The organism is Burkholderia sp. BE12, from assembly GCF_002959955.1.
Lineage (GTDB): Bacteria > Pseudomonadota > Gammaproteobacteria > Burkholderiales > Burkholderiaceae > Burkholderia.
Genome location: NZ_PREY01000034.1, coordinates 1 through 26,935, shown reverse-complemented (window position 1 = coordinate 26,935; position 26,935 = coordinate 1). Strand labels below are relative to the sequence as shown.

Annotated in this window: 24 protein-coding genes; 19 read left to right on the top strand and 5 right to left on the bottom strand. The window is 68.9% G+C overall.

What is annotated here, in order from left to right; translation table 11 throughout:
- Window positions 1–55 precede the first annotated feature (55 nt).
- The 10 genes from C4B30_RS28920 to C4B30_RS28875 all read left to right on the top strand — a co-directional run bounded on the left by C4B30_RS28920 (window position 56) and on the right by C4B30_RS28875 (window position 9,074).
- Window positions 56–1,312 (top strand): YbfB/YjiJ family MFS transporter, encoded by a 1,257-nt coding sequence (locus tag C4B30_RS28920; RefSeq protein WP_105133304.1) that lies wholly within the window; start codon window positions 56–58, stop codon window positions 1,310–1,312.
- A 121-nt stretch (window positions 1,313–1,433) separates the two neighbouring features.
- Entirely contained in the window at window positions 1,434–1,970 is a 537-nt protein-coding gene (locus C4B30_RS28915; RefSeq protein ID WP_105133269.1) for an NUDIX domain-containing protein, read from the top strand.
- Between the two features lie 157 nt (window positions 1,971–2,127).
- The gene (locus C4B30_RS28910; RefSeq protein WP_105133268.1) at window positions 2,128–2,565 is read left to right on the top strand and encodes an acyl-CoA thioesterase; all 438 of its coding nucleotides are present in this window, start codon (window positions 2,128–2,130) and stop codon (window positions 2,563–2,565) included.
- 9 nt (window positions 2,566–2,574) lie between these two features.
- Window positions 2,575–3,510 (top strand): branched-chain amino acid ABC transporter permease, encoded by a 936-nt coding sequence (locus C4B30_RS28905; protein WP_027784202.1) that lies wholly within the window; start codon window positions 2,575–2,577, stop codon window positions 3,508–3,510.
- Window positions 3,503–4,732, top strand: coding sequence for a branched-chain amino acid ABC transporter permease (locus C4B30_RS28900; protein ID WP_105133267.1), 1,230 nt, complete (start codon window positions 3,503–3,505; stop codon window positions 4,730–4,732). Before C4B30_RS28905 ends, C4B30_RS28900 begins: the two co-directional genes overlap by 8 nt.
- Window positions 4,729–5,481, top strand: coding sequence for an ABC transporter ATP-binding protein (locus tag C4B30_RS28895; protein WP_105133303.1), 753 nt, complete (start codon window positions 4,729–4,731; stop codon window positions 5,479–5,481). The genes C4B30_RS28900 and C4B30_RS28895 overlap by 4 nt, the downstream gene beginning before the upstream one ends.
- Entirely contained in the window at window positions 5,478–6,182 is a 705-nt protein-coding gene (locus tag C4B30_RS28890; protein WP_027784205.1) for an ABC transporter ATP-binding protein, read from the top strand. The genes C4B30_RS28895 and C4B30_RS28890 overlap by 4 nt, the downstream gene beginning before the upstream one ends.
- A 176-nt stretch (window positions 6,183–6,358) precedes the next feature.
- Window positions 6,359–7,105 carry an SDR family NAD(P)-dependent oxidoreductase gene (locus C4B30_RS28885; protein WP_105133266.1) on the top strand — a complete coding sequence of 249 codons (747 nt, stop codon included), beginning with the start codon at window positions 6,359–6,361 and terminating at the stop codon, window positions 7,103–7,105.
- A gap of 202 nt (window positions 7,106–7,307) precedes the next feature.
- On the top strand, window positions 7,308–8,588 hold the full coding sequence (locus tag C4B30_RS28880; protein WP_325047964.1) for a beta-ketoacyl synthase N-terminal-like domain-containing protein: 1,281 nt from the start codon (window positions 7,308–7,310) through the stop codon (window positions 8,586–8,588).
- 78 nt (window positions 8,589–8,666) lie between these two features.
- Complete coding sequence (locus tag C4B30_RS28875) at window positions 8,667–9,074, top strand: YbgC/FadM family acyl-CoA thioesterase (protein WP_105133264.1); 408 nt, start codon at window positions 8,667–8,669, stop codon at window positions 9,072–9,074.
- Between the two features lie 66 nt (window positions 9,075–9,140).
- Here C4B30_RS28875 and iolB read toward each other — a convergent pair whose 3' ends face one another.
- The 4 genes from iolB to C4B30_RS28855 are packed head-to-tail and all read right to left on the bottom strand — an operon-like array spanning window position 9,141 to window position 14,893.
- Window positions 9,141–9,959 carry a 5-deoxy-glucuronate isomerase gene (gene iolB / locus C4B30_RS28870; RefSeq protein ID WP_105133263.1) on the bottom strand — a complete coding sequence of 273 codons (819 nt, stop codon included), beginning with the start codon at window positions 9,957–9,959 and terminating at the stop codon, window positions 9,141–9,143.
- A gap of 55 nt (window positions 9,960–10,014) precedes the next feature.
- Window positions 10,015–10,944: a myo-inosose-2 dehydratase gene (gene iolE, locus C4B30_RS28865; RefSeq protein ID WP_105133262.1), complete on the bottom strand. Its 930-nt coding sequence runs from the start codon at window positions 10,942–10,944 to the stop codon at window positions 10,015–10,017.
- Window positions 10,945–11,004: 60 nt separating this feature from the next.
- On the bottom strand, window positions 11,005–12,888 hold the full coding sequence (gene iolD / locus C4B30_RS28860; RefSeq protein WP_105133261.1) for a 3D-(3,5/4)-trihydroxycyclohexane-1,2-dione acylhydrolase (decyclizing): 1,884 nt from the start codon (window positions 12,886–12,888) through the stop codon (window positions 11,005–11,007).
- 46 nt (window positions 12,889–12,934) lie between these two features.
- A complete protein-coding gene (locus tag C4B30_RS28855; RefSeq protein ID WP_027784211.1) occupies window positions 12,935–14,893 on the bottom strand; it encodes a bifunctional 5-dehydro-2-deoxygluconokinase/5-dehydro-2-deoxyphosphogluconate aldolase in 1,959 nt (652 codons plus the stop codon).
- Between the two features lie 315 nt (window positions 14,894–15,208).
- On the opposite strand from C4B30_RS28855, the gene C4B30_RS28850 reads away from it, so the two are divergent.
- From C4B30_RS28850 to C4B30_RS28815, 8 genes are all read left to right on the top strand, one after another.
- The gene (locus C4B30_RS28850) at window positions 15,209–16,135 is read left to right on the top strand and encodes a sugar ABC transporter substrate-binding protein (RefSeq protein ID WP_105133260.1); all 927 of its coding nucleotides are present in this window, start codon (window positions 15,209–15,211) and stop codon (window positions 16,133–16,135) included.
- A 69-nt stretch (window positions 16,136–16,204) separates the two neighbouring features.
- Complete coding sequence (locus C4B30_RS28845; RefSeq protein ID WP_105133259.1) at window positions 16,205–17,788, top strand: sugar ABC transporter ATP-binding protein; 1,584 nt, start codon at window positions 16,205–16,207, stop codon at window positions 17,786–17,788.
- 27 nt (window positions 17,789–17,815) lie between these two features.
- Entirely contained in the window at window positions 17,816–18,841 is a 1,026-nt protein-coding gene (locus C4B30_RS28840) for an ABC transporter permease (protein ID WP_105133258.1), read from the top strand.
- Between the two features lie 44 nt (window positions 18,842–18,885).
- Window positions 18,886–19,797, top strand: a complete 912-nt coding sequence (locus C4B30_RS28835; RefSeq protein WP_105133302.1) for a sugar phosphate isomerase/epimerase family protein — start codon at window positions 18,886–18,888, stop codon at window positions 19,795–19,797.
- A 63-nt stretch (window positions 19,798–19,860) separates the two neighbouring features.
- On the top strand, window positions 19,861–20,874 hold the full coding sequence (locus tag C4B30_RS28830) for a Gfo/Idh/MocA family protein (protein WP_105133257.1): 1,014 nt from the start codon (window positions 19,861–19,863) through the stop codon (window positions 20,872–20,874).
- 35 nt (window positions 20,875–20,909) lie between these two features.
- Window positions 20,910–21,836 (top strand): TIM barrel protein, encoded by a 927-nt coding sequence (locus C4B30_RS28825; protein WP_105133256.1) that lies wholly within the window; start codon window positions 20,910–20,912, stop codon window positions 21,834–21,836.
- 32 nt (window positions 21,837–21,868) lie between these two features.
- A complete protein-coding gene (locus C4B30_RS28820) occupies window positions 21,869–23,041 on the top strand; it encodes a Gfo/Idh/MocA family protein (RefSeq protein ID WP_105133255.1) in 1,173 nt (390 codons plus the stop codon).
- A 285-nt stretch (window positions 23,042–23,326) separates the two neighbouring features.
- Complete coding sequence (locus C4B30_RS28815; protein ID WP_027784219.1) at window positions 23,327–24,211, top strand: MurR/RpiR family transcriptional regulator; 885 nt, start codon at window positions 23,327–23,329, stop codon at window positions 24,209–24,211.
- Window positions 24,212–24,333: 122 nt separating this feature from the next.
- Here C4B30_RS28815 and C4B30_RS28810 read toward each other — a convergent pair whose 3' ends face one another.
- Window positions 24,334–25,854: a CoA-acylating methylmalonate-semialdehyde dehydrogenase gene (locus C4B30_RS28810; protein WP_027784220.1), complete on the bottom strand. Its 1,521-nt coding sequence runs from the start codon at window positions 25,852–25,854 to the stop codon at window positions 24,334–24,336.
- Between the two features lie 108 nt (window positions 25,855–25,962).
- Between C4B30_RS28810 and C4B30_RS28805 the strand changes: the two genes are divergently transcribed.
- Complete coding sequence (locus tag C4B30_RS28805; RefSeq protein WP_105133254.1) at window positions 25,963–26,898, top strand: LysR family transcriptional regulator; 936 nt, start codon at window positions 25,963–25,965, stop codon at window positions 26,896–26,898.
- Window positions 26,899–26,935: the final 37 nt, after the last annotated feature.

Here is a 26,935-nt window from a genome sequence, read left to right as displayed (position 1 = left end):
GGACGCATTCCGATTCCCGATCCGGCCGGCGCGCGACGCGTCGGCCCATGCCGCCATGTCCCGCTTCGATGCTCCGACCGCCCGCGTGCTTTCGTCCGACCAGGCCGACCGCCGTGCCCGCGCGGCCGCGCTCGCCTGCATGATCGGCCTGGCCATCGTGCTCGGTGTCGGCCGTTTCGCGTTCACGCCGCTGTTGCCGCTGATGCTCGCGGACGGCTCGATCGGCCTGAAAGCAGGCGGCTGGCTCGCGTCGGCAAACTACGCGGGCTACTTCGTCGGCGCGGTCAGTTGCGCGGCGCTGCGCGTCGCGCCCGCGCGGATGGTGCGTTTCGGGTTCGTCGCGACCGTGTTGCTGACCGCCGCGATGGGCGTCGGCCACTGGCTGCCGGCGTGGCTCGTCGTGCGTTTCGTCGCGGGCGTCGTCAGCGCATGGACATTCGTGTTCATGTCGCAATGGGGATTGCGGCGCCTGGCCGAGTTGATCGCGCCCGAATGGAGCGGGGTGATCTACGCGGGGCCGGGCGTCGGCATCGTCATGACGGGGTTGATCGGCAGTGCGCTGGCGGGCCAGCGTGCGGCGGTGGGCTGGCTCGGTTTCGCGGCGTTGTCGGCCGTCCTGTCGGTCGCGATCTGGCGCACGTTCGGTGCGGCGCCGGCCTCGGCGCACGCGCAGGCAGCGCCGCCGCCCGCCGCACCGCATGCGGGCAGTGGCGCACCCGCCACGCCGGCGGCGCGGGCCGGCACGCGCCGCCATCGCGCGGACGCCGCTTGGCTCGTCGTGCTGTACGGCGCACCGGGCTTCGGCTACATCATCACCGCGACGTTCCTGCCGGTGATCGCGCGCGCCGCAATGCCGGCCGGTTCACCGTGGCCCGACCTCTTCTGGCCGATGTTCGGCGCGGCGCTGATCGTCGGCGCGATCACCGCCGCGCGGCTGCCCGGGCACTGGGACAACCGGCTGCTGCTCGCGGCCGGCTGCGCGACGCAGGCGCTCGGCATCGCGGCCGGAATCGTGTGGCCGAACGCGGCCGGTTTCTCGATCGGCAGCGCGCTGCTCGGCCTGCCGTTCACCGCGATCACGCTGTTCGCGATGCGCGAGGCACGGCGCCTGCACGGCGAGCGTGCGGCCGGGCTGATGGGCTATGCGACTGCGTCCTACGGCGTCGGGCAGATACTCGGGCCGCTCGTCGCGGCGCCGCTGGCCGCTCGCTTCGGGTCGTTTACGCCCGCGCTGTGGGTCGCGGTGGCCGCGCTGCTGATCGGCGCCGGCGGCTTCGCGGCGACCGCCGCACACGCTCGCCGGTCGTCCTGACGCCGGTGGGGCCGGATCGTATCGGGCGCGGGCAAACTCGCTAGAATGAAGCCTTTCCCGCGCCGAGCGGGTGCGCGGGCAGCCGGCAGTCGGCCGTCCGGCGCTCGCCAGACTTCCATCGATGACCACCGCCGACTACCGCTTTTGCCCGCGCTGCGCGAGCCCGCTGACCGAGCGTGCCGATCCCGACCATGAGGGCGGCCGCATTCGCCAGGCCTGCCCCGACGACACCTGCGGCTACGTGCACTGGAACAACCCGCTGCCCGTCGTCGCCGCGATCGTCGAACTCGACGGCAAGATCCTGCTCGCGCGCAACGCGGCCTGGCCCGAAGGGATGTTCGCGCTGATCACCGGTTTCCTCGAAAACGGCGAGACGCCCGAGGACGGCATCGCGCGCGAGGTATTCGAGGAAACCGCGCTGAAGGCCGAGCACGTATCGCTCGTCGGCGTGTACGAGTTCATGCGCAAGAACGAACTGATCATCGCGTATCACGTGCGGGCGTCGGGCACGGTGTCGCTGTCGCAGGAGCTGCTCGAATACAAGCTCATCGATCCGCCGCTGCTGCGCCCGTGGCGCGCCGGCACGGGCGTCGCACTCGCCGACTGGATGCGCGCGCGCGGCCTCGATTTCGAATTCGTCGACCGGCCGGGGCAGTGACGGGCCGGCCTGCCCGCAGCGTGTCATCCGCCGTGGCGCGCGCGATCGCGACGCGGCGCTTCGTTGCCGGCCGGCGCGCCGCGTCGTGCGACCGTCACGCGTCGTCCTCGTTGTTCCCGTCGTTCCCTTCGCTTCCATCGTCCTGACCGCCATCGCCATGTCCGACAAGCCGCAGCCGCGTCCGCGCGACGCCTATCGCCACTTCCTGCCGATCACGACCCGCTGGATGGACAACGACGTCTACGGGCACGTGAACAACGTCGTCTACTACAGCTACTTCGACACCGTCGTGAACGAGTATCTGATCCGCGCGGGCGTGCTCGACGTCGAGCATGGGCAGACGATCGGGCTGGTCGTCGAGACGCAGTGCAACTACTTCGCGCCGCTCGTGTTTCCGCAATCGGTCGACGCGGGCCTGCGCGTCGTGAAGCTCGGCACGTCGAGCGTGCGCTATGAAGTCGGGCTGTTCGCACAGGGCGATGCATCGCCCGCCGCGCAGGGGCATTTCGTGCATGTGTACGTCGATCGCGGCACGCGCCGCCCGCTGCCGCTGCCCGACGCGCTGCGCGCCGCGCTCGAACCGCTCGCCGCCTGACGGTACGCGGTGCACGCGTTCGCGCTCCAGGCCTTCAACGGTCTCAGCTACGGCTTGCTGCTGTTCATGCTGTCGGCCGGCCTCACGCTGATCTTCAGCGTGCAGGGCGTGCTCAACTTCGCGCATGCGAGCTTCTACATGCTCGGTGCGTATGTCGGCTACAGCATCGCGGCCTGGGCGGGCTTCTGGCCCGCGCTCGTGCTCGCGCCGCTCGCGGTCGGGCTGCTCGGCGCCGGCTGCGAACGCGCGCTGCTGCGCCGCGTGCAGGCGCGCGGCCATACGAGCGAACTGCTGCTGACCTTCGGTCTCGCGTACCTGATCGGCGAGGGCGCGAAACTCGCGTGGGGCCTCGCGCCGCTGCCGGCGCCCGTGCCGCCGCTGTTCGACGGCGCGCCCGCGAGCGTGTTCGGTCTCGCATTGCCGCGTTACCGGCTGTTCATGATGGCGATGTCCGCGACGATGCTGGTCGCGCTCGGCGGGCTGCTGCGTGCATCGCGCATCGGGCTCGTCGTGCGCGCGGCGCTCACGCATCGCGCGGCCGTCGAGGCGCTCGGCTACGACGTGCCGCGTGTGATGACGGCGCTGTTCGGCGCGGGGACCGCGCTCGCGGCGCTGGCCGGCGTGATCGGCGCGCCGCTCGCGGTGATCGAACCCGCGCTCGCCGAGACGGTCGGGTCGGTCGTGTTCGCGGTCGTCGTGATCGGCGGCCTGGGCTCGCTCGGCGGCGCGTTCGTCGCGTCGCTCGCGGTCGGTTTCGCGCAGACCTTCGCGGCCGCGAGCGACACGTCGCTGCGCGACCTCGCGCAATGGACGGGCATCGCGCTGCCCGACAGCGTCGCCGCGGTGTCGATCGCGCAACTGGCGCCGCTGGTGCCGTACCTGCTGCTCGTCGCGGTCCTGGTCGCGCGGCCGCGCGGGCTGTTCGGCGAGCGTGCCGATGCGTAGTCGCGCGCTCGCCGGCCTCGCGCGCTGGGCGCCGTTCGTCGCGTGCGTCGCGCTGCCCGCTTGGCTGTGGCCGCATGGCGCGGTGCTGGGCTATCTCGCGCAGACGGCCGCGCTCGTCGTGCTCGCGCTGTCGTACAACCTGCAGCTCGGCACGACCGGGCTGCTGTCGTTCGGGCATGCGGCATTCGCGGGCCTCGGCGCGTTCGCGGCCGCCCACTGGTTCAACCGCATCGGCGCGCCGCTGCCGCTGTTGCCGCTCGTCGGCGGCGTGGCCGGCGCGGGCTTCGGGTTCGTTGCCGGGCTGCTGGCGACGCGTCGTTCCGGCACCGCGTTCGCGATGATCACGCTCGGGCTCGGCGAATGCGTCGCGGCCGCCGCGTGGAGCGTGCCCGCGTGGTTCGGCGGCCTCGGCGGCGTGCCGATCGACCGTGCGAGCGGCGCGTCGTGGGGCAACGGGCATTTCGGCGCGCCGGCGCATGCGTATGCGTTGATCGCCGCGTGGTGCGTCGTGTCGGCATGGGCCATGCATGCGCTGACGCGCACGCCGCTGGCGCGGCTCGCGAACGCGGTGCGCGACAACCCCGAGCGGGTCGCCGCGCTCGGCACCGATCCGCGCCGCGTGCGGCTCGCGATGGTCACCTGCGCATCGTTCTTCGCGGGCGTCGCCGGTACGCTGACGCTGATCGACGTCGAGATCGCGACACCCGACAGCGTGTCGATGGCGCGCTCGGCGACCGTGCTGATCGCCGCGGTGATCGGCGGCACCGGCGCGTTCTTCGGGCCCGCGGCCGGCGCGGCCGTGCTGACCGCGCTGAGTGTCGTCGTCGCGGGCGTGTCGCGTGCGTGGGCGCTGTATCTCGGCGTGCTGTTCGTCGCGATCGTCGTGGCCGCGCCCGGCGGGATCGCGGGCATTGCCCGGGCGCTCGCGCATGCGCTCAGGCGCGGCGCGCCGGCGGTCGAGCGGTGGCGCGCGCTGTGCGGTGTCGGCGCGTGCGCGTTCTGGGGCGTCGCGATCGTCTGCGCGGCCGAGCTCGGCTATGCGTGGCGCTTCGCGCAGGACGACGGCACGGGCCTCGCGTTCGGCGCATGGGGCATCGACGCCGATACGCCGGCCGGCTGGGCCGTCGCGTGCTCGGCGGCCGGCATCGGCACGCTGCTGTGGAGCTGGCGCGCGCGGCTCGGGCATCGCGCGGCGGCGGCCACGCCGGAGGACGCGCGATGAACGGCAACGCGATCGCGCTTCACGGCGTCGTGCAGCGCTTCGGCGCGCAGACGGTGCTCGACGGTGTCGACTTGAGCATCGCGGCCGGCGAGCGCCACGCGCTGATCGGGCCGAACGGCGCGGGCAAGTCGACGCTGTTCGGCGTGATCGCCGGGGCGACGCGGCCGACGCGTGGGCGCGTCGTGCTGCACGGCGTCGAGCTGCGCGGGCGCGGGCCGGTCGTCGCGAGCCGGCTCGGCATCGGCCGCAGTTTCCAGCAGACGAGTGCGTTCGCGCGCCTGACCGTGTTCGACAACCTGCGCTGCGCGGCACTGCATGCGCCGGCCGAACGGCGGCGCTGGTGGAACCGGCTGCGCGAATCGGCGTCGGTCGATGTCGCGGCGGCGCGCGTGCTGCACGACATCGGGCTCGACGCGCGACGCGACACGCCGGCCGCCGAGCTGAGCTATGCGGAGCAGCGCGCGCTCGATCTCGGCATCGCGCTGGCGAGCGGTGCGCGTACGCTGCTGCTCGACGAGCCGACGGCCGGTATGAGCCGCGCGCAGGCGGCGCGGATGATCGCGCTGATCCGCGCGACGACGCAGGGCCGCACCGTGCTGATGATCGAGCACGACATGGATGCGGTGTTCGGTTTCGCCGAACGCATCACGGTGCTCGTGCGTGGCACGGTGGTCGCGACCGGCGCGCCCGACGCGATCCGCGCCGATCCGCGCGTGCGGGCCGCCTATCTGGGCGAGGGCGCGGCATGAGCGCCGTGCTCGACATTCGCGGGCTGCGCGCGTGGTACGGGATACGGCCCGTGCTCGACGGCGTCGATCTCGCGCTCGCGCCGGGCGAGACGCTCGCGCTGCTCGGGCGCAACGGCTCGGGGCGCTCCACGCTCGCGAAGGCCGTGATGGGGCTCGTGCGTACCGCCGGCTCGGTGCGCATCGCCGGCGCCGAATGCGTGGGCGCGCGCACGTTCGAGATCGCGCGGCGCGGCGTCGCTTACGTGGCTGAAAGCCGCGACGTGTTCCCGCTGCTGACCGTGCGCGACAACCTGCGGCTCGGTTTGCGCGGCGCAAGCGGCGCAACCGAACGCTCGGCGCTCGACCGCCTGTTCGACCGTTTTCCACTGCTGGCCGCGCGCGCGGACGTGAAAGCCGGGCGGCTGTCGGGCGGCGAGCAGCAGGTGCTCGCGCTGGTGCGCGCACTCGCCGGCCGGCCGCGCGTGCTGATCGTCGACGAACCGGCCGAAGGGCTCGCGCCGCTCGCGGTCGACGAAGTCGGCGCGTGCCTCGCCGCGCTGCAGGCCGACGGCGTTTCGATCGTGCTGATCGAGCAGCGGCTGCAGCTTGCGCCGCGGCTCGCGCGACGCGCGGCGGTAATGGGGCGCGGACGGATCGTCTACGACGGCGGGCTCGACGGCCTCGGCGGCGAGGTCGCGCACGCCTGGCTGAGCGCCGGCTGACGACGCCCGCTCGATTGTTCGGCAAACTCCGCCAGTCAATTCGCTTCGAGCCGCTTTATCGCTGCGGTGCCGCACCTTACATTGCCAGTCAGGCCGGTCGCCATTGAAACGCATCGACGCATCGTCGCGGCAACCGGCGCCATCCATCGAAGGTCTTCGAACAGAGGAATGAAATCATGAGCAAGCTGGCAGGCAAGGTAGCGATCGTCACGGGCGCATCGAAGGGCATCGGCGCGGCAATCGCGAAGGCACTGGCCGACGAAGGTGCATCGGTCGTCGTCAACTACGCGAGCAGCAAGGCGGGCGCGGACGCGGTCGTGAGCGCGATCACGGAAGCGGGCGGCCGCGCGGTCGCGGTCGGCGGCGACGTGTCGAAGGCCGCCGATGCGCAGCGCATCGTCGATACCGCCATCGAAACGTACGGTCGTCTCGACGTACTCGTCAACAACTCCGGCGTGTACGAATTCGCGCCGATCGAAGCGATCACCGAGGAACACTACCGCCGGCAGTTCGACACGAACGTGTTCGGCGTGCTGCTGACGACGCAGGCGGCGGTCAAGCATCTCGGCGAAGGCGCGAGCATCATCAACATCAGCTCGGTGGTGACCAGCATCACGCCGCCCGCCAGCGCCGTGTACAGCGGCACGAAGGGCGCGGTCGACGCGATCACCGGTGTGCTCGCGCTCGAACTCGGCCCGCGCAAGATCCGCGTGAACGCGATCAACCCGGGGATGGTCGTGACCGAAGGCACGCACAGCGCGGGCATCATCGGTTCCGATCTCGAAGCGCAGGTGCTCGGCCAGACGCCGCTGGGCCGCCTCGGCGAGCCGAACGACATCGCGTCGGTCGCCGTGTTCCTCGCCTCGGACGATGCGCGCTGGATGACCGGCGAGCATCTCGTCGTGAGCGGCGGGTTGAACTAAACCGAGGCCGCGGCGTTCGTATTGCGATTACGGTTTTGCTTTTGCTTTTGCTTTTGCTTGCCTTCGGCGCCGGTGTGATATCGCGTGCTTGTTCATGCTTGCGCAATAACGGAATGCGATATTTAATTCTTCGGTGCCCAACCCGGGTTGCCTGACCCGGTACATTCGGATGCGGCGGTAGGCGCACCCTCGGCTGATCGAAATGAGCGGTCGCCGGGGTGCGCCGCTGCATGCCGTCGACGCTGGCATGGTTCGTTTTCGGGGGAAGCGGAACATGAGACGTGCGGTCATTACGGGAATCGGCGTCGCATCGAGCATCGGTAGCGATGTTCGGACCGTGCGTGACGCGTTGCGTGCCGGCCGCAGCGCCGTCGTGTTTTCCGAATTGCTCAGGGATGCCGGATTGCGCAGCCATGTATGGGCCCCCACCGAGATGCCGTCCGCGGACCGCGTCGACCGCCGCCACCTGAAATTGATGACCCCATCCGCGCTACAGGCTTTCGCGTGCATGCAGCAAGCGATCGACGACGCGCGGCTGCCGCCGCGGCTGGTATCGAACGAGCGCACGGGCGTCGTCGTCGGCAACGCGTGCGGCGTGCCGCTCGGCCACGTGCACGCAGTCGACGCGATGCGCACGCGCGGCCTGCGCGGCGTCGGTGCATATGACCTCATTCATTCGATGCCGTCCTTGCACGCCGCCTGCCTTGCCGTTGCATTCGGCGTGCGTGGCGTCAGCTACGCGATCTGTGGCGCCTGCGCCGCCTCGGCGCAGTGCATCGGCCATGCCGTCGAGCTGATTCGGGCCGACACTCAGGACATCGTGTTCGCCGGTGGCGCCGAAGAGCTGGGTTGGGAAATCGCTTGCCAGTACGACGCGATCGGTGCGTTATCGACCCGCTTCAACGATACGCCGGAGCGGGCGTCCCGCCCCTACGACATGGACCGTGACGGGCTCGTGATCTCCGGCGGCGCGGGGATCGTGGTGGTCGAGGAAATGAATCATGCACTCGAGCGCGGGGCGCCCGTATATGGGGAAGTGATCGGCTACGGCGCGACGACCGACGGCGTCGACATGATCGTGCCCTCCGGTGAAGGCGCGGAGCGCAGCATGCGGCTGGCATTGCGCAACGTCGATCTGCCGATCGACTATCTGAACACGCATGGCACGTCCACGCCGGCCGGCGATATCCGCGAACTGCATGCGATCCGCAACGTGTTCGGCGACGCGGTTCCACCGCTGTCGTCGACCAAGTCGATGACCGGCCACGCGCAAGGCGCTGCCGGCGTGCACGAATTTATTTACGCGCTGCTGATGATGGACGGTGGGTTCATTGCGCCAAGCGTCAACATCGAACGACTCGACGATGGCGCGTGCGGATTCGATATCGTCACGGCGACCACGCCGCGGAAGCTGACGACCGTGATGACGAACAGCTTCGGTTTCGGGGGCGTCAATGCGACGCTTGTCATGACGAGCGCATAAGGCGCGCGCATGTAATAGCCTGCGTGCCGTCATATCGTATTTTCACGGTCTGTCGATTTCTTTCCTGGAGGTCCCGACATGCATTCCGTCCCTGCCTATCGCGTCCATCACGTTTCGACCCGCGTGCCGTTCGCCGATGTCGACCTCGGCGGGGTCGTCTATCACGCGAACTATCTGCGCTATTTCGATCAGGCGAGGACGGAATGGTATCGCGCGAACGGTATCGACCTCGCGAACATGATGGCCGAGCAACACATCGGACTCATCGTCTGTCGCATCGAGACGGAGTTTCTGTCGCCGGCGCGTCACGACGAATCGTTGACGATCAGGACGACGCTCACCGAACTCACGCGCGTTCGGATCGCATTCCAGCAAGAGGTTTATCGTGACGATACGCTGCTGGCACGAGGTCGAACGGGACTTGCCGGCGTGAGCGTCGACACGCTGCGGCCCGTGCGGATTCCGTTCGCGTTCCGCCTCGAATGAACATGCGGGCGCCGCGATGGCGCGCTGCCGATCGAAGAGGCGGGGCTGCGGCAATGCGCTCGGCCTTCACCGTTTCGGCGCCGCATCGAGCATCCACTCGTGCGCGGGATCGTTCTTGAACGCCCACGCGCGGCTCGGCCCGGCCATCACGTTCAGGTAGTACAGGTTGTAGCCGTGCGGAGCGACCACCGGGTGGTAGCCGCGCGGCACCATCACGACGTCGTGATTCTCGACCGCGCACGCCTCGTCGAGGCTGCGGTCGTCGGTGTACACGCGCTGGAACGCGAAGCCCTGCGGCGGATCGATCCGGTGGTAATAGGTTTCCTCGAGCGAGGTTTCGTCGGGCGCCGCGTCGCGGTCGTGCTTGTGCGGCGGATAGCTGCTCGAATGGCTGGCCGGCGTGACGACTTCGACGACGAGGAGGCGCTCGGCCGCCGGGTTGTCGCCCATCAGGATGTCGCATACGTAGCGCGTGTTGGTGCCTTGCCCGCGCGCCGAGCGGCGCATCCGTTCGCCGTCGAGGCGCCGCACGGGCTTGTCGCCGCTCACGTACGGCGCGGTGCACAGCGCGACTTCCGCATCGCGCGTCGCGATCAGCGTGACACGCTTGCCGCCTGGCACGTACAGCGCGTCCGGCGACATGTCCTCGAACACGCTGTCGCGCTTGCCGAGCGCGTCGTAGGTTTCGCCGTCGACCTCCGCGCGCACCGTGCCCGTCAGCACGACGACGCACAGTTCGCGCGTGCCCGTGTCGAGCGTCTCGGTGTCGCCGGCCTTCAGGCGCAGCGCGCGAAAGCCGACGTGTTTCCAGCCGGCCGATTCGGGCGTGACGTTGCAGATTTCGCGGTCGGCGGATGCCTTGACCAGCAGGGGAGAAATCGTCATGAAATGGGTCTCCGCAATAGGATAGGGCGGCGCGCTCGGGCGTTTGCGCACATGCTCACGCGCTTAACCGGTCGACGATCGCGCGCAGCGATTCATAGCCCTTCTTCGCATACGCATAGCTCGGCGCGACGGCCGGATCCTGCTCGGCCTCGACGACGAGCCAGCCTTCGTAGCCGGCGTCCTTCAGCGTGCGCAGCGTCGCGTCGTAGTCGAGTGCGCCGTCGCCCGGCACCGTGAAGGTGCCGTTGATCACGCCGTTCAGGAAGCTCCAGCCGTCGTTGCGCGCCCGGTTGACGACCTGCGGCCGCACGTCCTTGCAATGCACGTGCGCCACGCGCGATACGTGCTTCTTCAGCAGCGTCACCGGGTCGGCCGCGCCGCCGAAATACGCGTGGCCGGTGTCGAACAGCAGGAACACCTTGGCGGGATCGGTCAGCGCCATCAGCCGGTCGACGTCGTCCGGCGATTCGACGTACGCGCCCATGTGGTGATGGTAGGCGAGCCGGATCCCGTAGGTATCGAGCAGATGCGCGCCGAACGCGTCGAGGCGCGCGGCGTAGCGCCGCCAGGCGTCGTCGTCGACGAAACGCGGCCGCTTCGCGACCGGCGTGTCGATGCTGCCCTGGATCGTGCCCGCGCATTCGCCGTACACGACGACCGTCACGTCGTTGAATTGCAGCTTCGTCATGTGCGCGCGGCAGCGCTCGATTTCCGCCGCGACGGCATCGGCGTCGGTCATGCCCGGCGCGACTTCCGCGAGGAAGCCCGAATACCAGCCCGACACGCACACGAGCCCGAATTCGGCGAGCTTCGCCTTCAGTTCGGGGCCCGTTTTCGGAAACTTGTTGCCGAGCTCGAAGCCCGCATAGCCGATTTCGGCGCCTTCCTTCAGCGCCGTCTCGAGCGGCGTCTCGCCGCCGAGCGACGGCAGGTCGTCGTTCATCCACGACAGGGGATTGATACCGATGCGGACGTTCCAGCTCATGACTTGCTTCCTTGATTCGGATGATGTGGGGCAGGCGTGTTCGTGGCGCAGCGTGCGCAATCAGCGCCGCTGCCGGGTTTTCGCATCGAGATACGCGCGGTGTGCGTCCTCGACACCGGCGCGTTCGGATACCTGCGGCACCGCGACTTCCCACCATGCGCCGCCGTCGTCGGTGGTGCGACGGTGCGTGGTGTCGATCACGAGCACCTGGCTCTTCGTCGCCGCACGCGCGCGTTTCATTTCGCGGCGCAGCTCGCCGATGTCGCCCACGTGCACGGCGTCCGCACCCATCGCGCGCGCATGCATCGCGAAGTCGATCGTCGAGCGTTCGCCGCCCTCGGGCACGCAGTCGTCGAGCATGTTGTTGAAGCTCGCGCCGCCGCAATTGAGTTGCAACCGCTCGATGCAGCCGTAGCCGCGGTTGTCGAGGATCACGACGATCAGCTTGCGGCCGAGCATCACGGAGGTCGCGAGCTCCGCGTTGAGCATCATGTACGAGCCGTCGCCGACGATCACGATCACTTCGCGCTCGGGGCGTGCAAGCTTCGCGCCGAGGCCGCCCGCGACCTCGTAGCCCATGCACGAATACGCATAGTCCATGTGGTAGTTGCCCGGCACGCCGCTGCGCCACAGCTTGTGCAGTTCGGCCGGCAGCGTGCCGGCCGCGCAGACGACGAGATCGTCGCGCGCGCTGTCGCGCCCCGCATCGGCCGCGGAGTCGCGCACCGCGCCGATCACGTCCGCGTCGTACGGCAGCGTGTCCTTCGGAATCCGTATGGTCAGCTCCGTCACGCGCGCGTTCCATGCGGCGGCCTGGTCGCGGTTGGCGGCCGTCCACGCCGCGTCGGCACGCCAGCCGGCCAGCGCGGCCGACAACTGGCCGAGGCCCGTACGCGCATCGGCAACCAGTTGCCGGCCGCGTTTCTTGCCCGCGTCGAACGGCTGCACGTTCAGGCTCAGCAGCGTCGCGTCGCCGTAGAGCGCGTGCGAGCCGGTCGTGAAATCCTGCAGCCGCGTGCCGACCGCGAACACGACGTCGGCCTGCGCGGCCGCGCGGTTGGCGGCGGGGGAGCCCGTCACGCCGATCGATCCGAGGTTCAGCGGGTGGTCCCACGCGAGGCTGCCCTTGCCGGCCTGCGATTCGGCCACGGGCACGCCGTGCATGTCGGCGAACGCGCGCAGCGCGTCCCACGCCTGGCTGTACAGCACGCCGCCGCCGGCGACGATCAGCGGCTTCTTCGCGGCCTTCAGCACGTCGAGCGCATCGGCGAGTTCGAGCGCGTCGGCCGGCGGCCGGCGCATCCGGATCACCGGCGGCGCGAAGAAATCCTCGGGCCAGTCGTACGCGAAGGTCTGCACGTCCTGCGGCAGCGCGAGGCACACGGGGCCGCACTGCGCGGGATCGGTCATCACCTGGATCGCGCGCGGCAGCGCGACGAGCAGTTGCTCGGGCGACGTGATGCGGTCGAAGTAGCGCGTCACGGGCCGGAAACAGTCGTTCGCGCTGACGTCGCCCTGTTCGAAATCCTCGACCTGCTGCAGTACCGGGTCGGGCAGCCGCGACACGAACACGTCGCCGGGCAGCAGCAGCAGCGGCAAGCGGCCGACGTGCGCGAGCGCGGCAGAGGTGAGCATGTTGGTCGCGCCGGGGCCGATGCTCGACGTCGCGGCCATCATCCGCTGGCGGAAATTCGCTTTCGCGAACGCGACGGCCGCATTGGCCATCCCTTGCTCGTTGTGCGCGCGAAACGTCGGCAGCCGGTCCTTCTCGGCATGCAGCGCCTCGCCGAGCCCGGCCACGTTGCCGTGGCCGAAGATCGCGAACACGCCGCCGCAGTACGGCAGGATCTCGGTGCGGCCGTCAGGCTGGACGACTTCGGCGCGCAGGGCGGCCAGGTAGCGCACGAGCGCCTGGCTGACGGTCAGTCTTACGGTAGTGGTCATCGTCGGTCGATAGAGAGAAGTCGGATGGTCGTCACGAACACGGGCATCAGGCTGCCGCCGCGGCGCGCGCGGCGGCCCGCCGGCCCAGCCACGCGTCGACCAGTTGCGCGAAGTTGCCGGCCACTTCGTCGATCAGCGCCTGGTCGTCGATCCGGCCCGCGAACCAGTTCAGCGACGCATCGGCCCACAGCGTGCGCCCGACCATGAAGCCCTTGACGATCGGGTCGGTCGCCGAGCGGAAGCTGTCGACGAGGTATTGCAGCGGCTGGTTCAGCCCGAGGATCACCGCGCCGCGGCAGTGCGGATCGCGCTCCGCGATCAGCGCGGCGAGCCGCGCCCAGCCGTCGGCGCTCAACGGCGTGAGCTTCCACCATTCGGGCTTCACGCCGAGATTGTAGAAGCGCGCGACCGTGCGCAGCACCGCGTCGTCCTCGGTGCCGGCCGGCGTGACCGCGCGCGGCGGAATCATTTCCAGCAGCAGCTCGTTGCCGCTCGCCCGCGTGGCTTCCCACAGTTCCAGCACGCGCTGCTCCTGCTCGACGCGCAGGTCGACATGGTCGTCGGGGTGATAGTGAACGAGGCACTTCACGACCTGTTCGGTCGGCCAGTGCGTGAGCGACGAGCCGACCGAGCGCGTCTCGTCGAACCGCAGCGGCCGCGAGCCCGGCAGCTCGACCGGGCGCCCGACCCACCAGCCGCGGCCGGTGGCCGACGCGAGCGCGTCGCTGCCGTACGCGCCGCCATCGATCAGCACGCCGACGTGGCCGGCGATGCCGCGATCGCGTTCGACCTGTTCGACCGCGCGCACGAGCAGGCGCTTCAACGTCTTGATCCGCGCTTCGTCCGCGCCGGCCTGCACCGCGAGTTCGTAGAACTGGCTGCGATGGTCGAACGCCATCACGCACAGGTCGTCCCATTCGCGGCGCGGCACCGTCACGCGATGCAGGTGCGCGAGCGTGCGGTCGGCATCGACCGCCGGATTGCGGCTGCCGTCGAACCAATGCGCGAGTTCGGCCGGGGTCGGCATCGCGGCCGAGCATGCATGACGCGACACGACGATCGCGCCGCACGCGTTCGCGATGCGCGTCGATTCGGCCCAGTCGCGCCCGCGCAGCAGCCCCGACAGCAGGCCCGACAGGAACGCGTCGCCCGCGCCGAGCACGTTGAGCACCTCGACGCGCTCGCCGACGAAGGTCGGCGCATCGTCGATGCGCACGGGAACGTCGCCTTCGATCACGCAGCAGCCGAGCGCGCCGCGCTTGACCACCAGCGTCGCGGTCGTGATCGCGCGCACCGCCTGCAACGACGCGATCAGGTCGTGCGGCACGCCGCCCGCGATCAGGAATTCCTCCTCGGTGCCGACCAGCAGGTCGAATTCGCCGAGCACCTGCTGCAGTTGCCGCGTCACCTGCGCGTCGGGTACGTAGCGGTTCTCGCCGGCGCCGCGTGCTGTCAGCCCCCACAGCACCGGCCGGTAGTCGATGTCCAGGATGCGCACGGCACCGTGCCGGCGCGCATACGCCAACGCCGTCAGCGACGCCTCGCGCGTGCCCGGCGTCGACAGATGCGTGCCGGTGATCGCCAGCGCGCGGCAACCGGCGATGAAGTCCTCGCTGATCTCGTCGGCGCGCACGGCCATGTCCGCGCAGTTCTCGCGCACGAACAGCAGCGGGAACGTATCGCGATCCTTCAGCCCGAGCAGCACCAGCGCGGTGAGGCGCTCGCGATCGGTCTGCAACTGGCTCGTGTCGCAGCCTTCGCGCTCGAGCGTCTCGCGCAGGAAGCGGCCCATCTGCTCGTCGCCGACGCGCGAAATCATCGCGGTCTTCAGCCCGAGCCGCGCGACGCCGAACGCGACGTTGCCCGACGAGCCGCCGAGATACATCTGGAAGCTGCGCGCGTCTTCGAGGCGGCTGCCGTACTGCTGCGCATAGAGATCCACGGCCACGCGGCCGAGGCAGGCGAGATCGATGGGACGGTCACTCGGAAAGTTCAGCAGGCTCATATCACGTGTCACGCTCGCGGCCGGCGTTCGGCGCTGCCGGCAGATTAGGGGACCGAATCCGGGGCGGCTATCGGCAGCGGATGCTGCACGACGCGAGGCTGCCTGCCGTCAGGATTCGGGCTACGGACGCAGTCTAGACTTTTTGGAAATCCAGTTCCCTAGGTGAAATCACGTAGAAATAAATTTCCAAATTTTCGAGGAAGTGATCTACAGTTTCATCCGGATGCTTCAGTCCCGATCGGACCAGACGGGACTCGGCCCGGCGGCGCGCAACGCGCCGTCTTCCGCCCCCGGAGATGAGGAGACAGATTGATCATGAAGACCAAGCTGATGGCCGTCGCGGCCGCCGCGATCCTGGCTGCGCCGCTCGCGCATGCCGAAAAGATCGGCGTGACGATGGCATCGTTCGACGACACGTTCCTGACCATCCTGCGCAACAGCATCGCCGATTCCGCGAAGAAGGACGGCGCGACGGTGCAGATCGAGGACGGCGGCAATGACGTCGGCAAGCAGTTGAGCCAGGTCCAGAACATGATCGCGCAGAAGGTCGACGCGATCATCGTGAACGCGGTCGATACCGACGCGACGCCGAAGATCACGAAGATGGTGACCGCGGCGAAGATCCCGCTCGTCTACGTCAACCGCAAGCCGGTCGATTTCGACAAGCTGCCGGCCGGCGTCGCGGTCGTCGCATCCGACGAAAAGCAGTCGGGCACGCTGCAGGCGCGCCAGGTGTGCAAGCTGCTCGGCGGCAAGGGCGACATCCTCGTGCTGATGGGCGAGCTGTCCAACGAATCGGCGCGCGCCCGCACCAAGGACATCGAGGACGTGATCGCGACCAAGGATTGCGCGGGCATGAAGATCGTCGACAAGCGCGAAGGCAAGTGGAGCCGCACGCAGGGCCAGGACATCACGATGAACTGGCTGAGCTCCGGGACCAGGTTCGACGCGATCGTGTCGAACAACGACGAAATGGCGATCGGCGCGATCAACGCGCTGAAGGCCGCGCGCAAGCTGACGCCGAAGACGGTCGTCGCCGGCATCGACGCGACGCCGGACGGGCTTGCTGCGATGAAGGCCGGCGAGTTGAAGGTGTCCGTGTACCAGAACGCGTCCGGGCAGGGCGCGCAGGCGGTGGCCGCGGCGCTCAAGCTTGCGAAGAAGCAGCCGGTCGACCGCTACGTGAACGTGCCGTTCGAGCTCGTGACGCCCGACAACATGAACCAGTACGCGAAGCACTGACCGGTTGTCCCGTTGAACTGCGCGGGCCCGGCACGGCCGGGTTCGCGCGCGACTTGTCGAGGAACGTCCATGTTTACAGCCAGGATCGCGCGCCCGATGGCCGGCGGCGACGCGCCGGCCGCTTCGTCCGGGGCGGCCGGCTCGTCCGGTTCGCCGCCTCCTTCCGCGGCCGACTGCGTGCTCGAGGTGCGCGGCGTCGGCAAGTCCTTTCCCGGCGTCGTCGCGCTCGACGGCGTGCAGTTCCGCGTGCGCCGCGGCACCGTTCATGCGCTGATGGGCGAGAACGGCGCCGGCAAGTCCACGCTGATGAAGATCATCGCGGGCGTCTACACGCCCGACCAGGGCGAAATCCTGATCAACGGCGAACCGGTCGTGCTGAACGGCCCGCTCGATGCGCTCGACCGCGGCATCGCGATGATCCATCAGGAGCTCAACCTGATGCCGTACATGACGGTCGCGGAGAACATCTGGATCCGCCGCGAACCGAAGAACCGCTTCGGCCTGATCGATCACGCCGAGCTGCGCCGCCGCACGGCCGCGCTGTTCGAGCGGCTGTCGATCGACATCGATCCGGAAACCGACGTGCGCACGCTGACGGTCGCGAGCCGCCAGATGGTCGAGATCGCGAAGGCCGTGTCGTTCGACTCGGACGTGCTGATCATGGACGAACCGACCTCCGCGCTGACCGACAAGGAAGTCACGCACCTGTTCCGGATCATTCGCCAGCTGCGCGAGCAGGGCAAGGGCATCGTCTACATCACGCACAAGATGAACGAGCTGTTCGAGATCGCCGACGAGTTCTCGGTGTTCCGCGACGGCAAGTACATCGGCACGCATGCGTCGAGCGACGTCACCCGCGACGACATCATCCGCATGATGGTCGGGCGCGAGATCACGCAGATGTTCCCGAAGGAGGACGTGCCGATCGGCGACGTCGTGCTGTCGGTGAAGGATCTCTGCGTCGACGGCGTGTTCCGCGACGTGAGCTTCGAGCTGCGCGCGGGCGAGATCCTCGGCGTCGCGGGCCTCGTCGGCTCGGGGCGCTCGAACGTCGCGGAGGCGCTGTTCGGCGTCGTGCCGGCCACGTCGGGCGAGATCCGCATCGACGGCAAGCCGGTGCGGATCGCGACGCCCGCGCAGGCGATGAAGCACGGGATGGCGTTCCTCACCGAGGACCGCAAGGATTCCGGCTGCTTCCTGAATCTCGACCTGCTCGCGAACATGGAGGCGGCGGTGCTGAGCCGCCGCTACGTGAAGTTCAATTTCGTGCAGCAGGCGCAGTTGAAGCGCGACTGCGAGGAAATGAGCCGGATGCTGCGCGTGAAGTCGCCCGGGCTGCACGAGGAAATCCAGAACCTGTCGGGCGGCAACCAGCAGAAGGTGCTGATCGGCCGCTGGCTGCTCACGCAGCCGCGCATCCTGATCCTCGACGAACCGACGCGCGGCATCGACGTCGGCGCGAAGGCCGAGATCCACCGGCTCGTCAGCGCGCTTGCCGGCAAGGGCGTCGCGGTGCTGATGATCTCGTCGGAAATGCCGGAAGTGCTGGGGATGAGCGATCGCGTGATGGTGATGCACGAAGGGCGCATGACCGGCATCGTCGATCGCAAGGACGCCGACCAGGTCCGCATCATGGATCTCGCGTCGCGCTGAGCCGCAACAAGATTGGAGACAACTGAAATGGGCAACCTGAACCCGGTCGCGGATGCGCAGACCATGACGCTCAAGTCGCGGCATACGAAGTGGCCGCCGGAACTGAGCATCTTCCTCGTGCTGGTCGGCATCAGCCTGTTCTTCGAGATCGTCGGCTGGATCGTCGTCGGCCAGAGCTTCCTGTTCAATGCCGAGCGGCTCGAGATCATCGTGCTGCAGATGGCCGTGATCGGCATCATCGCGGTCGGCGTGAACCTCGTGATCATCACCAGCGGGATCGACCTGTCGTCGGGGTCCGTGGTCGCAGCGGCCGCCGTCGTGTCGGCGAGCCTCGCGCAGGTGTCCGACTTTCCGCGCGCGGTGTTTCCGCATCTCACCGACCTGCCGATCATCTGGCCGGTGCTGGCCGGCGTGTGCGTCGGGCTGCTGGTCGGCCTGCTGAACGGCACGCTGATCGCGATGACGGGCATCCCGCCGTTCATCGCGACGCTCGGCACGATGGTCGCCGCGCGCGGCTTCGCGAAGTGGTTCACCAACGGGATGCCGGTGTCGATGCTGACCGACCCGTTCGCGGCGATCGGCGCGGGCGCCAATCCGGTGATCATCTTTCTCGTGGTCGCCGCGATCTTCCACGTCGTGCTGCGCTACACGCGCTTCGGCAAATACACCTATGCGATCGGCGCGAACCGCCACGCGGCCGTCGTGTCGGGCATCAACGTCACGCGGCACCTGATCTTCGTCTATGCGATTGCGGGCCTCCTGAGCGGGATCGCCGGCACCGTGACGGCCGCGCGCGCGATTTCCGGCCAGTCGGGCATGGGCGTGATGTACGAGCTCGATGCGATCGCGGCCGTCGTGATCGGCGGCACGTCGCTGTCGGGCGGCCTCGGGCGCGTGACGGGCACCGTGATCGGCGTGCTGATCCTCGGCGTGATGACGTCGGGCTTCACGTTCATCCGCATCGATGCGTATTACCAGGAGATGGTGAAGGGCGCGATCATCGTCGCGGCCGTGATCGCCGACCAGTACCGCAACAAGAAGTCGCGCCGCTGACCGATTTCGACACTGCCGAAGCCGTGGAACCGTCCGGGAAGAAGATGAAGATCGCTCTGGATCCCTACATGATTCGCCACCTGCCGCTCGACCGGCTGCCGCACGCGGTCGCCGAACTCGGCTACGACCAGATCGAGCTGTCGCCGCGCAGCGATTTTCTCGACTGGTGGGTGATGCCGCGCGCGACCTCCGCACGCATGGCCGCGTTCCGCCAGGCGATGCGCGCGAGCGGCGTCGGTCTCGCGTCGCTGCAGCCGATGTACCGCTGGGCGAGCCCGTTCGAGGACGAGCGGCAATGGGCCGTGCGCTGCTGGCAGAAGGCGATCGAGGTCGCGGTCGAGATGGAGTGCCCGTTGATGGTGTCCGAGTTCGGGCGCGGCGCGTCGCCCGAGCGTTCGGTCGGCGAGCGGCCGGGCGCCAACCCGAAGGAGCTGTGCGAAGCCGCGTGGTTCCGCTCGATGGACGTGCTGCTGCCGATCCTCGAGCGCGAACGCATCGTGCTGTCGGTCGAGCCGCATCCGGAGGGCTGGATCGAGCAGCTGCAACCGGCGATCGACATCGTCACGAATCTCGGTTCGCCCGCACTGAAGCTGTCGTACATCGCGCCGCACACGTTCTACTACGGCGACGACATGGCCGCGATGATCGCGCAGGCCGCACCGATTCTCGCGCACGTGCGCGTGGCCGACACGTTCGACCACCGCAAGAGCAGCCAGTTGCGCTACATCGTGAACCCGCCGGGCTCGAACCAGATCCGCGTGCACCAGCATCTCGACATCGGGCAGGGCGAGATCGACTGGGACGTGTTTTTCCGCGCGCTCGGCGCGGCCGGCTTCGACGGCGTGATGTCGTCGTGCGTGTTCGCGTGGGAGGACCGCGCGGAAGCCTCGTCGCGCTACATGCGCGACACCATCCAGCGCTACGTCGATCGCCATTTCGATCGCGCCGCGCGCTGACCGATTGATGACCGGCGCGGCACGGGCCGCGCCGCTGATGAACGAACCACTGGAGACACCTGCATGACCTTGCAAATCGGCGTGATCGGCTGCGGCGCGATCGGCCAGGACCACATCCGCAGACTGACCCGCACGCTGTCCGGCGCGCGCGTCGTGGCCGTCAACGACATCGATCCGCGGCAGGCGCGCGACGCGGTGACGAAATACGGGCTCGACGCCGAGGTCTACGGCGATGGCCACGAAGTGGTCGCGGCCGCCGACGTGCAGGCCGTGCTCGTCACGTCGTGGGGGCCGACGCACGAAGCGTTCGTGCTCGATGCGATCGCGCACGGCAAGCCGGTGTTCTGCGAGAAGCCGCTGGCCGTCACGGCCGACGGCTGTATGCGGATCGTCGAAGCCGAAGTCGCGCACGGCAAGCGGCTCGTGCAGGTCGGCTTCATGCGGCCGTACGACGAAGGCTATCGTGCGCTCAAGCGCGTGATCGACAGCGGCGCAATCGGTGCGCCGCTGATGCTGCACTGCGCGCACCGCAACCAGTCGGTCGGCGAGCGCTACACGACCGACATGGCGATCACCGATACGCTGATCCACGAACTCGACGTGTTGCGCTGGCTGCTCGGCGAGGACTATGCGAGCGCGCAGGTCGTCTATCCGAGGAAGACGCGCCACGCGTCGGCACACCTCGCCGATCCGCAGATCGTGCTGCTCGAAACCGCGAGCGGCGTGCGCATCGACGTCGAGATTTTCGTGAACTGCCAGTACGGCTACGACATCCAGTGCGAAGTGGTGGGCGAGCAGGGCATCGCGAAGCTGCCGGATCCGCCGGCCGTCGGGATCAAGCACGCGGCGCGGCAGTCGATCGAGATCATGACCGACTGGAAGGAGCGCTTCATCGCGTCGTACGACGTCGAACTGCAGGCGTTCATCGACGGCGTGCGGCAGGGCGGGCTGACCGGGCCGTCCGCATGGGACGGCTACGCAGCGGCGGTCGCGGCCGACGCATGCGTGCGGGCGCAGAAGAGCGGCGCGGTCGAACCGATCGCGATGGCCGACCGTCCCGCGTTCTATCGCGGCTGACCCGCGGCTGCTCGTCGCTTACCGGACCGACCGACATGACGATGAAGATTGGCTGCGCGCCGTGCTGCTGGGGCGTCGACGACGTGAAGAACCCGCACCTGCCGCCGTGGCGGCACGTGCTTGCCGAGGCCGCGCAGGCCGGCTACTCGGGCATCGAGCTCGGGCCGTACGGCTACATCCCGCTCGAGCCCGACGTGGTGAGCGCCGAGCTCGAGCGGCACCGCCTGAGCATCACGGCCGGCACGATCTTCGACGATCTCGTGTCGCCGGAGAACCTGCCGAACCTGCTGCGCCAGACGCGCGACATCTGCGCGCTGATCACGCGGCTGCCGACGCCGCCGACGCAGGACGGCCAGCGCTACGCGGCGCCGTACCTGGTCGTGATGGACTGGGGCCACGAGGAACGCGATTACGCGGCCGGTCACGGCGATCGCGCGCCGCGGCTGTCCGACGAGCGCTGGGCGCGGATGGTCGACCATATCCGGCAGATCGCGACGATCGCGCGCGACGAGTTCGGCGTGCGCGCGGTGATTCATCCGCATGCGGGCGGCTACATCGAGTTCTCGGACGAGATCGACCGGATCGTGGCCGATGTTCCGGCCGATACGGCGGGCCTGTGTCTCGACACCGGCCACCTGCATTACTCGGGCATGGATCCCGAAACGTGGCTGCGCCGCCATGCGGCGCGTCTCGACTACGTCCATTTCAAGGATATCGACGCGGCCGTGTACGACGCGGTGATGGGCGAGCACATCGCGTTTTTCGCCGCATGCGCGCGCGGCGTGATGTGCCCGATCGGAACCGGCGTGCTCGACTACCGCGCGATCCGCCAGGCGCTCGACGACATCGGCTACGCGGGCGCCATCACGATCGAGCAGGAGCGCGACCCGCGCAACGCCGGCACGAGCCTGCGCGACGTCGCCGCGAGCCGCGCGTTTCTCGCGTCGGCCGGTTTTGCATGACATCCTGAACACGCACCGGGAACACCACCATCATGATTGACGGACAGATTCTGCTTGGACATTCGATTCGCTGGGGCATGGTCGGCGGCGGGCTCGGCAGCCAGATCGGTTACAGCCACCGGTCGGCCGCGCTGCGCGACGGCAGCTTCCAGCTGCTTGCCGGCGCATTCGACCTCGATCCCGAACGCGGCCGCCAGTTCGGCGTGAAGCTCGGCGTCGCGGCCGAGCGCTGCTATCCCGATTACGCGACGATGTTCGACGCCGAAGCGCGTCGCCCGGACGGCATCCGCGCGGTGTCGATCGCGACGCCGAACAACACGCACTTCGAGATCTGCCGCGCCGCGCTGAACGCGGGGCTGCACGTCGTCTGCGAGAAGCCGCTGTGCTTCACGACCGAAGAGGCCGAGGCGCTGCAGCGGCTGTCGATCGAGAAGAACCGGGTCGTCGGCGTCGCGTACGGCTACTCGGGACACCAGATGATCGAGCAGGCGCGCGAGATGATCGCGCGCGGCGACCTCGGCGAGATCCGCATCGTGCAGATGCAGTTCGCGCACGGCTTCCACAGCGAAGGCGTCGAGGCCGCGAGCGCGGCCGCGCGCTGGCGCGTCGATCCGACATTCGCGGGCCCGAGCTACGTGCTCGGCGACATCGGCACGCATCCGCTGTACATCTCCGAGGTGATGGCGCCGGAACTGAAGATCCGGCGGCTGATGTGTTCGCGGCAAAGCTTCGTGAAGAGCCGCGCGCCGCTCGAGGACAACGCGTTCACGATCATGGAATACGACACCGGGGCGATCGGCTACGTGTGGTCGAGCGCGGTGAACGCCGGCTCGATGCACGGGCAGAAGGTACGCGTGATCGGCTCGAAGGCCAGCATCGAATGGTGGGACGAGCATCCGAACCAGTTGCGCTACGAAATCCAGGGGCAGCCCGCGCAGGTGCTCGATCGCGGGATGGGCTATCTGCATCCGCGGGCGCTGCGCGAGGATCGGATCGGCGCCGGGCATCCGGAGGGGCTGTTCGAGGCATGGTCGAACCTGTACGCGCGCTTCGCGCTCGCGATGGATGCGGCCGATCGCGGCGACGCCGCGGCGTTGAAGGCCATCCGCTTTCCGGACGTCCACGCGGGCGTCGAGGGCGTGCGCTGGGTCGAGAATTGCGTGCGTTCGGCCGATGCGGGCAGCGTGTGGGTCGACTATCGTTGAACGGGAGGGCAGGCGGGCGGCGCCATGCGTCGTCGGGCTTCGTCGCGACAGCCGGCCTCGGTAGACGCCCTAATCTTTACGACGCCGCGAGCCCGTTGGACAATCGCTTCCAGTCGTGCCGTGGAGCGTGTGCAAGTGATGATCGAGCGCGTGGGAGCGAGCAGGCGGCGCGGGCCGGGCCGCAAACGTGATTAAATTCGCCCTTCATGCATGTATCCAGTCGAGCCCCGGGCCGCGTGCGCCAGCATCGCGCGCGCATCGGGGCCGTCAACTTCGCGCTATCCGATGAGTTCATCCGAGAAACCTCCCGCCACCGTCGAGCAGTTCCTGCAGCACCTGACGCAGGAGTACGACGGCCTCAGCAATCGCCTGAAGGTGATTGCGCGCCACGTGGAAACGCATCGGGACCAGCTTGGGCTGGAAGGCATCCAGTCGCTCGCGGAGGCATGCGGCGTCCAGCCGTCGGCCGTCGTGCGCTTCGCGAAGCACTTCGGCTTCTCCGGCTTCTCCGAGATGCAGCGGCTGTTCCGCGAGGGGCTCGCGCAGCAGATCGCGCCGGGGCGCGCGTACAACCTGCGGCTGCGCGACGTGATCGAGGCCGGCTCGTCGAGCCTGCAGCCCGAACAGATCGCCGACGAATTCATCAAGGGCAGCATTGCCGGGATGCAGCAGTTGCGGCAGACGCTCGATTCGCAGGCGCTTGCGCAGGCCGTGGATTTGCTCGCCGATACGCAGGCGATCTGGATCGCCGGGTCGCGGCGCGCGTTTCCGATCGCCGTGTATCTCGACTATGCGCTGCAGCACACCGACAAGCGGATCGGCCTGTTCAGCGCGCTCGGCAGCATGCATCTCGGCCAGATCCGGTCGGTGCGCGAGGGCGACGTGATGATCGCGATCTCGTTCATGCCGTATGCGGACGAGACCGTGCAGGTCGCGCAGCAGGCTGCGCAGCGCGGCGCGCGACTGATCGCGATCACCGACAGCCGGATGAGCCCGCTCGCGCGGGACGCGGAAGTGACGCTGATGGTGCAGGACAGTGCAACGTTCGGCTTTCGTGCGCTGACGGCCACGATGGGCCTCGCGCAGAGCCTGTTCGTCGCGCTCGCGTACCGGCTCGAGCTGTCCTATATGCCGACCGCCGACGGCGCGCACGGCACGAAGGCCGGCTAGGGCCGTTCCCGCCAATCACGGGCTTGCGCTGGCCACCAGAAGGGCCGGGCGCAAGGAACGCGACGAAGCTTCTGCCGGCGCGCCGCCCGCCTGACCGGCAGACGGGCGGCGCACCGGCCGGCTTACTTCGCGGTCGGCATCGCGAATTCGGCGCCCTTGCCGATGCTCGACGACCAGCGCTGCATCACCGACTTCTGGCGCGTGTAGAAGCGCACGCCTTCCTCGCCGTACGCGTGCATGTCGCCGAATAGGCTCTTCTTCCAGCCGCCGAAGCCGTGCCACGCCATCGGCACCGGGATCGGCACGTTGATGCCGACCATGCCCACCTGGATGCGCCGCGCGAATTCGCGTGCGATCCCGCCGTCGCTCGTGAAGCACGACACGCCGTTGCCGAACTCGTGCGCGTTGATCAGGTCGACCGCCTCGCCGAAATCCTTCACGCGCACGCAGCCGAGCACCGGCCCGAAGATCTCTTCCTTGTAGATCCGCATGTCGGGGCGCACGTGATCGAACAGCGTGCCGCCGGTGAAGAAGCCGGCTTCGCGGCCCGGCACGCGCAGCCCGCGCCCGTCGACCACCAGTTGCGCGCCTTCGTTCACGCCTTGCTCGATATAGCCTTCGATGCGCTTCAACGCTTCGCCGGTGACGATCGGACCCATCTCGACTTCCGGCGACATGCCGTCGCCGATCACCAGCTTGCGCGCGCGCTCGGCCACGGCCGGCACGATTCGGTCGGCCACGTCGCCGACCAGCACCGCGATGCTGATCGCCATGCAGCGCTCGCCCGCGGAGCCGTATGCGGCGCCGATCAGCGCGTCGACGGCCTGATCGATGTTCGCGTCGGGCATCACGACGAGGTGGTTCTTCGCGCCGCCGAGCGCCTGCACGCGCTTGCCCGACTGCACCGCGCGCTGCTGCACGTACGCCGCGATCGGCGTCGAGCCGACGAAGCTGACGGCCTGCACGTCCGGATGATCGAGGAGCGCATCGACCGCGCCCTTGTCGCCCTGCACGACGTTGAACACGCCGGCGGGCAGGCCGGCCTGCGTGAGCAGGTCGGCGATGAACAGCGCGGCCGACGGGTCGCGCTCGCTCGGCTTCAGCACGAACGTGTTGCCCGTCGCGATCGCGACCGGGAACATCCAGCACGGCACCATGCACGGGAAGTTGAACGGCGTGATGCCCGCGACGACGCCGAGCGGCTGACGCATCGTCCAGTTGTCGATGCCGGTGCTGACCTGGTCGGTGAAATCGCCCTTCAGCAGTTGCGGCACGCCGCACGCGAATTCGACGATGTCGATGCCGCGCGCGACTTCGCCCTGCGCGTCCGAGAACACCTTGCCGTGTTCGGCGGTGATGATCGCCGCGAGCGTGTCGCGGTGCTCGTTCATCAGTTGCAGGAAGCGGTGCAGCACGCGCGCGCGGCGGATCGGCGGCGTCGCGGCCCAGGCCGGGAACGCGGCGTGGGCGGAGGCGACGGCCTGCTGCACTTCGCTGCCGTCGGCCAGCGCCACGCGGCGCACCGCGCGGCCGAGCGCCGGGTTGAGGACGTCCTGGAAACGGCCGCTGCGGCCGGCGACGGGCGCGCCGTCGACATAGTGGCCGACGTCGGCGTCGGACGTGTACGCGGGAACCTGATTCATCGTGTCTCCTGGGGATGAGGGGGAACAGCACCTAGTCTAGGGAAACCGGCAGGGCCGGAGAAGGCCGCGAAACTTGATTCACTGTTCAGAATTCTGAATAATCAGTGGATGAATCAGCAAAATGTCCAGGCGCTCTGGCCGCACATCCATTCGCTGACGGTGCTGGCCGCGGCCGGCAGTTTCACGGCTGCCGCGCAGCGGCTCGGCATCAGCAAGGCCGCGATGAGCCAGCGCATCGCCGATCTCGAAAAGGCGGCCGGCGTGCCGCTCGTGCGGCGCACCACGCGCAGCGTGCGGCTCACCGATGCGGGCCAGACGCTCGTCGACAGCACGCGCGACGCGTTCGAGTCGATCGGCCAGCATTTCGCGCGCGTGAAGGATCTCGCCGGCGAGCCGCGCGGGCTGTTGCGCCTCACGGTGCCGGTCGCGCTCGGGCGCCAGCAGATCGTGCCGCACCTGCCCGATTTCCTGCGTCAGCATCCGGGCGTACAGATCGAGCTCGACCTGTCCGACCGCCTGCATTCGCTGACGCAGGAGGGCTTCGATCTCGCGATCCGCCATACGACCACCGCGCCGCAGACCCATGTCGCATGGAAGCTGTGCGACACGCGTTCGCTGCTGGTCGCGAGCCGCGACTATCTCGACACGCGCGGCGCGCCGCGCCACCCGAGCGAACTCGTCGATCACAGCTGCCTGTGCTACCTGCGCGAGCACGAGCCGGCCGCGTGGAGCTTCGAGCCGGACGGCCGCCGGCGCCAGCGCGTGAGCGTGCCGGTGCGCGGCAGTTTCGCGGCGAACAACAGCGAGGCGATGCGCGAGGCCGCGCTCGGCGGGCTCGGCATCGCGCTGCTGCCCGATTTCAGCGCGCGGCGCGATCTCGATGCCGGCCGGCTCGTCGCGCTGCTCGACGGCTGGCGGCCGTCGGGCGCGTTCGGCGACCATATTTTCGCGATCCGCCCATACAGTCCGGTCGTGCCGAGCGCGGTGCGCGCGCTCGTGCGGCACCTGCGCGAACGGCTCGCGGGCGGCTTCTCCGGCGCGTGAGCCGGGCGGCGGCGGGCGCCGGAACGTGGGCGGGCCG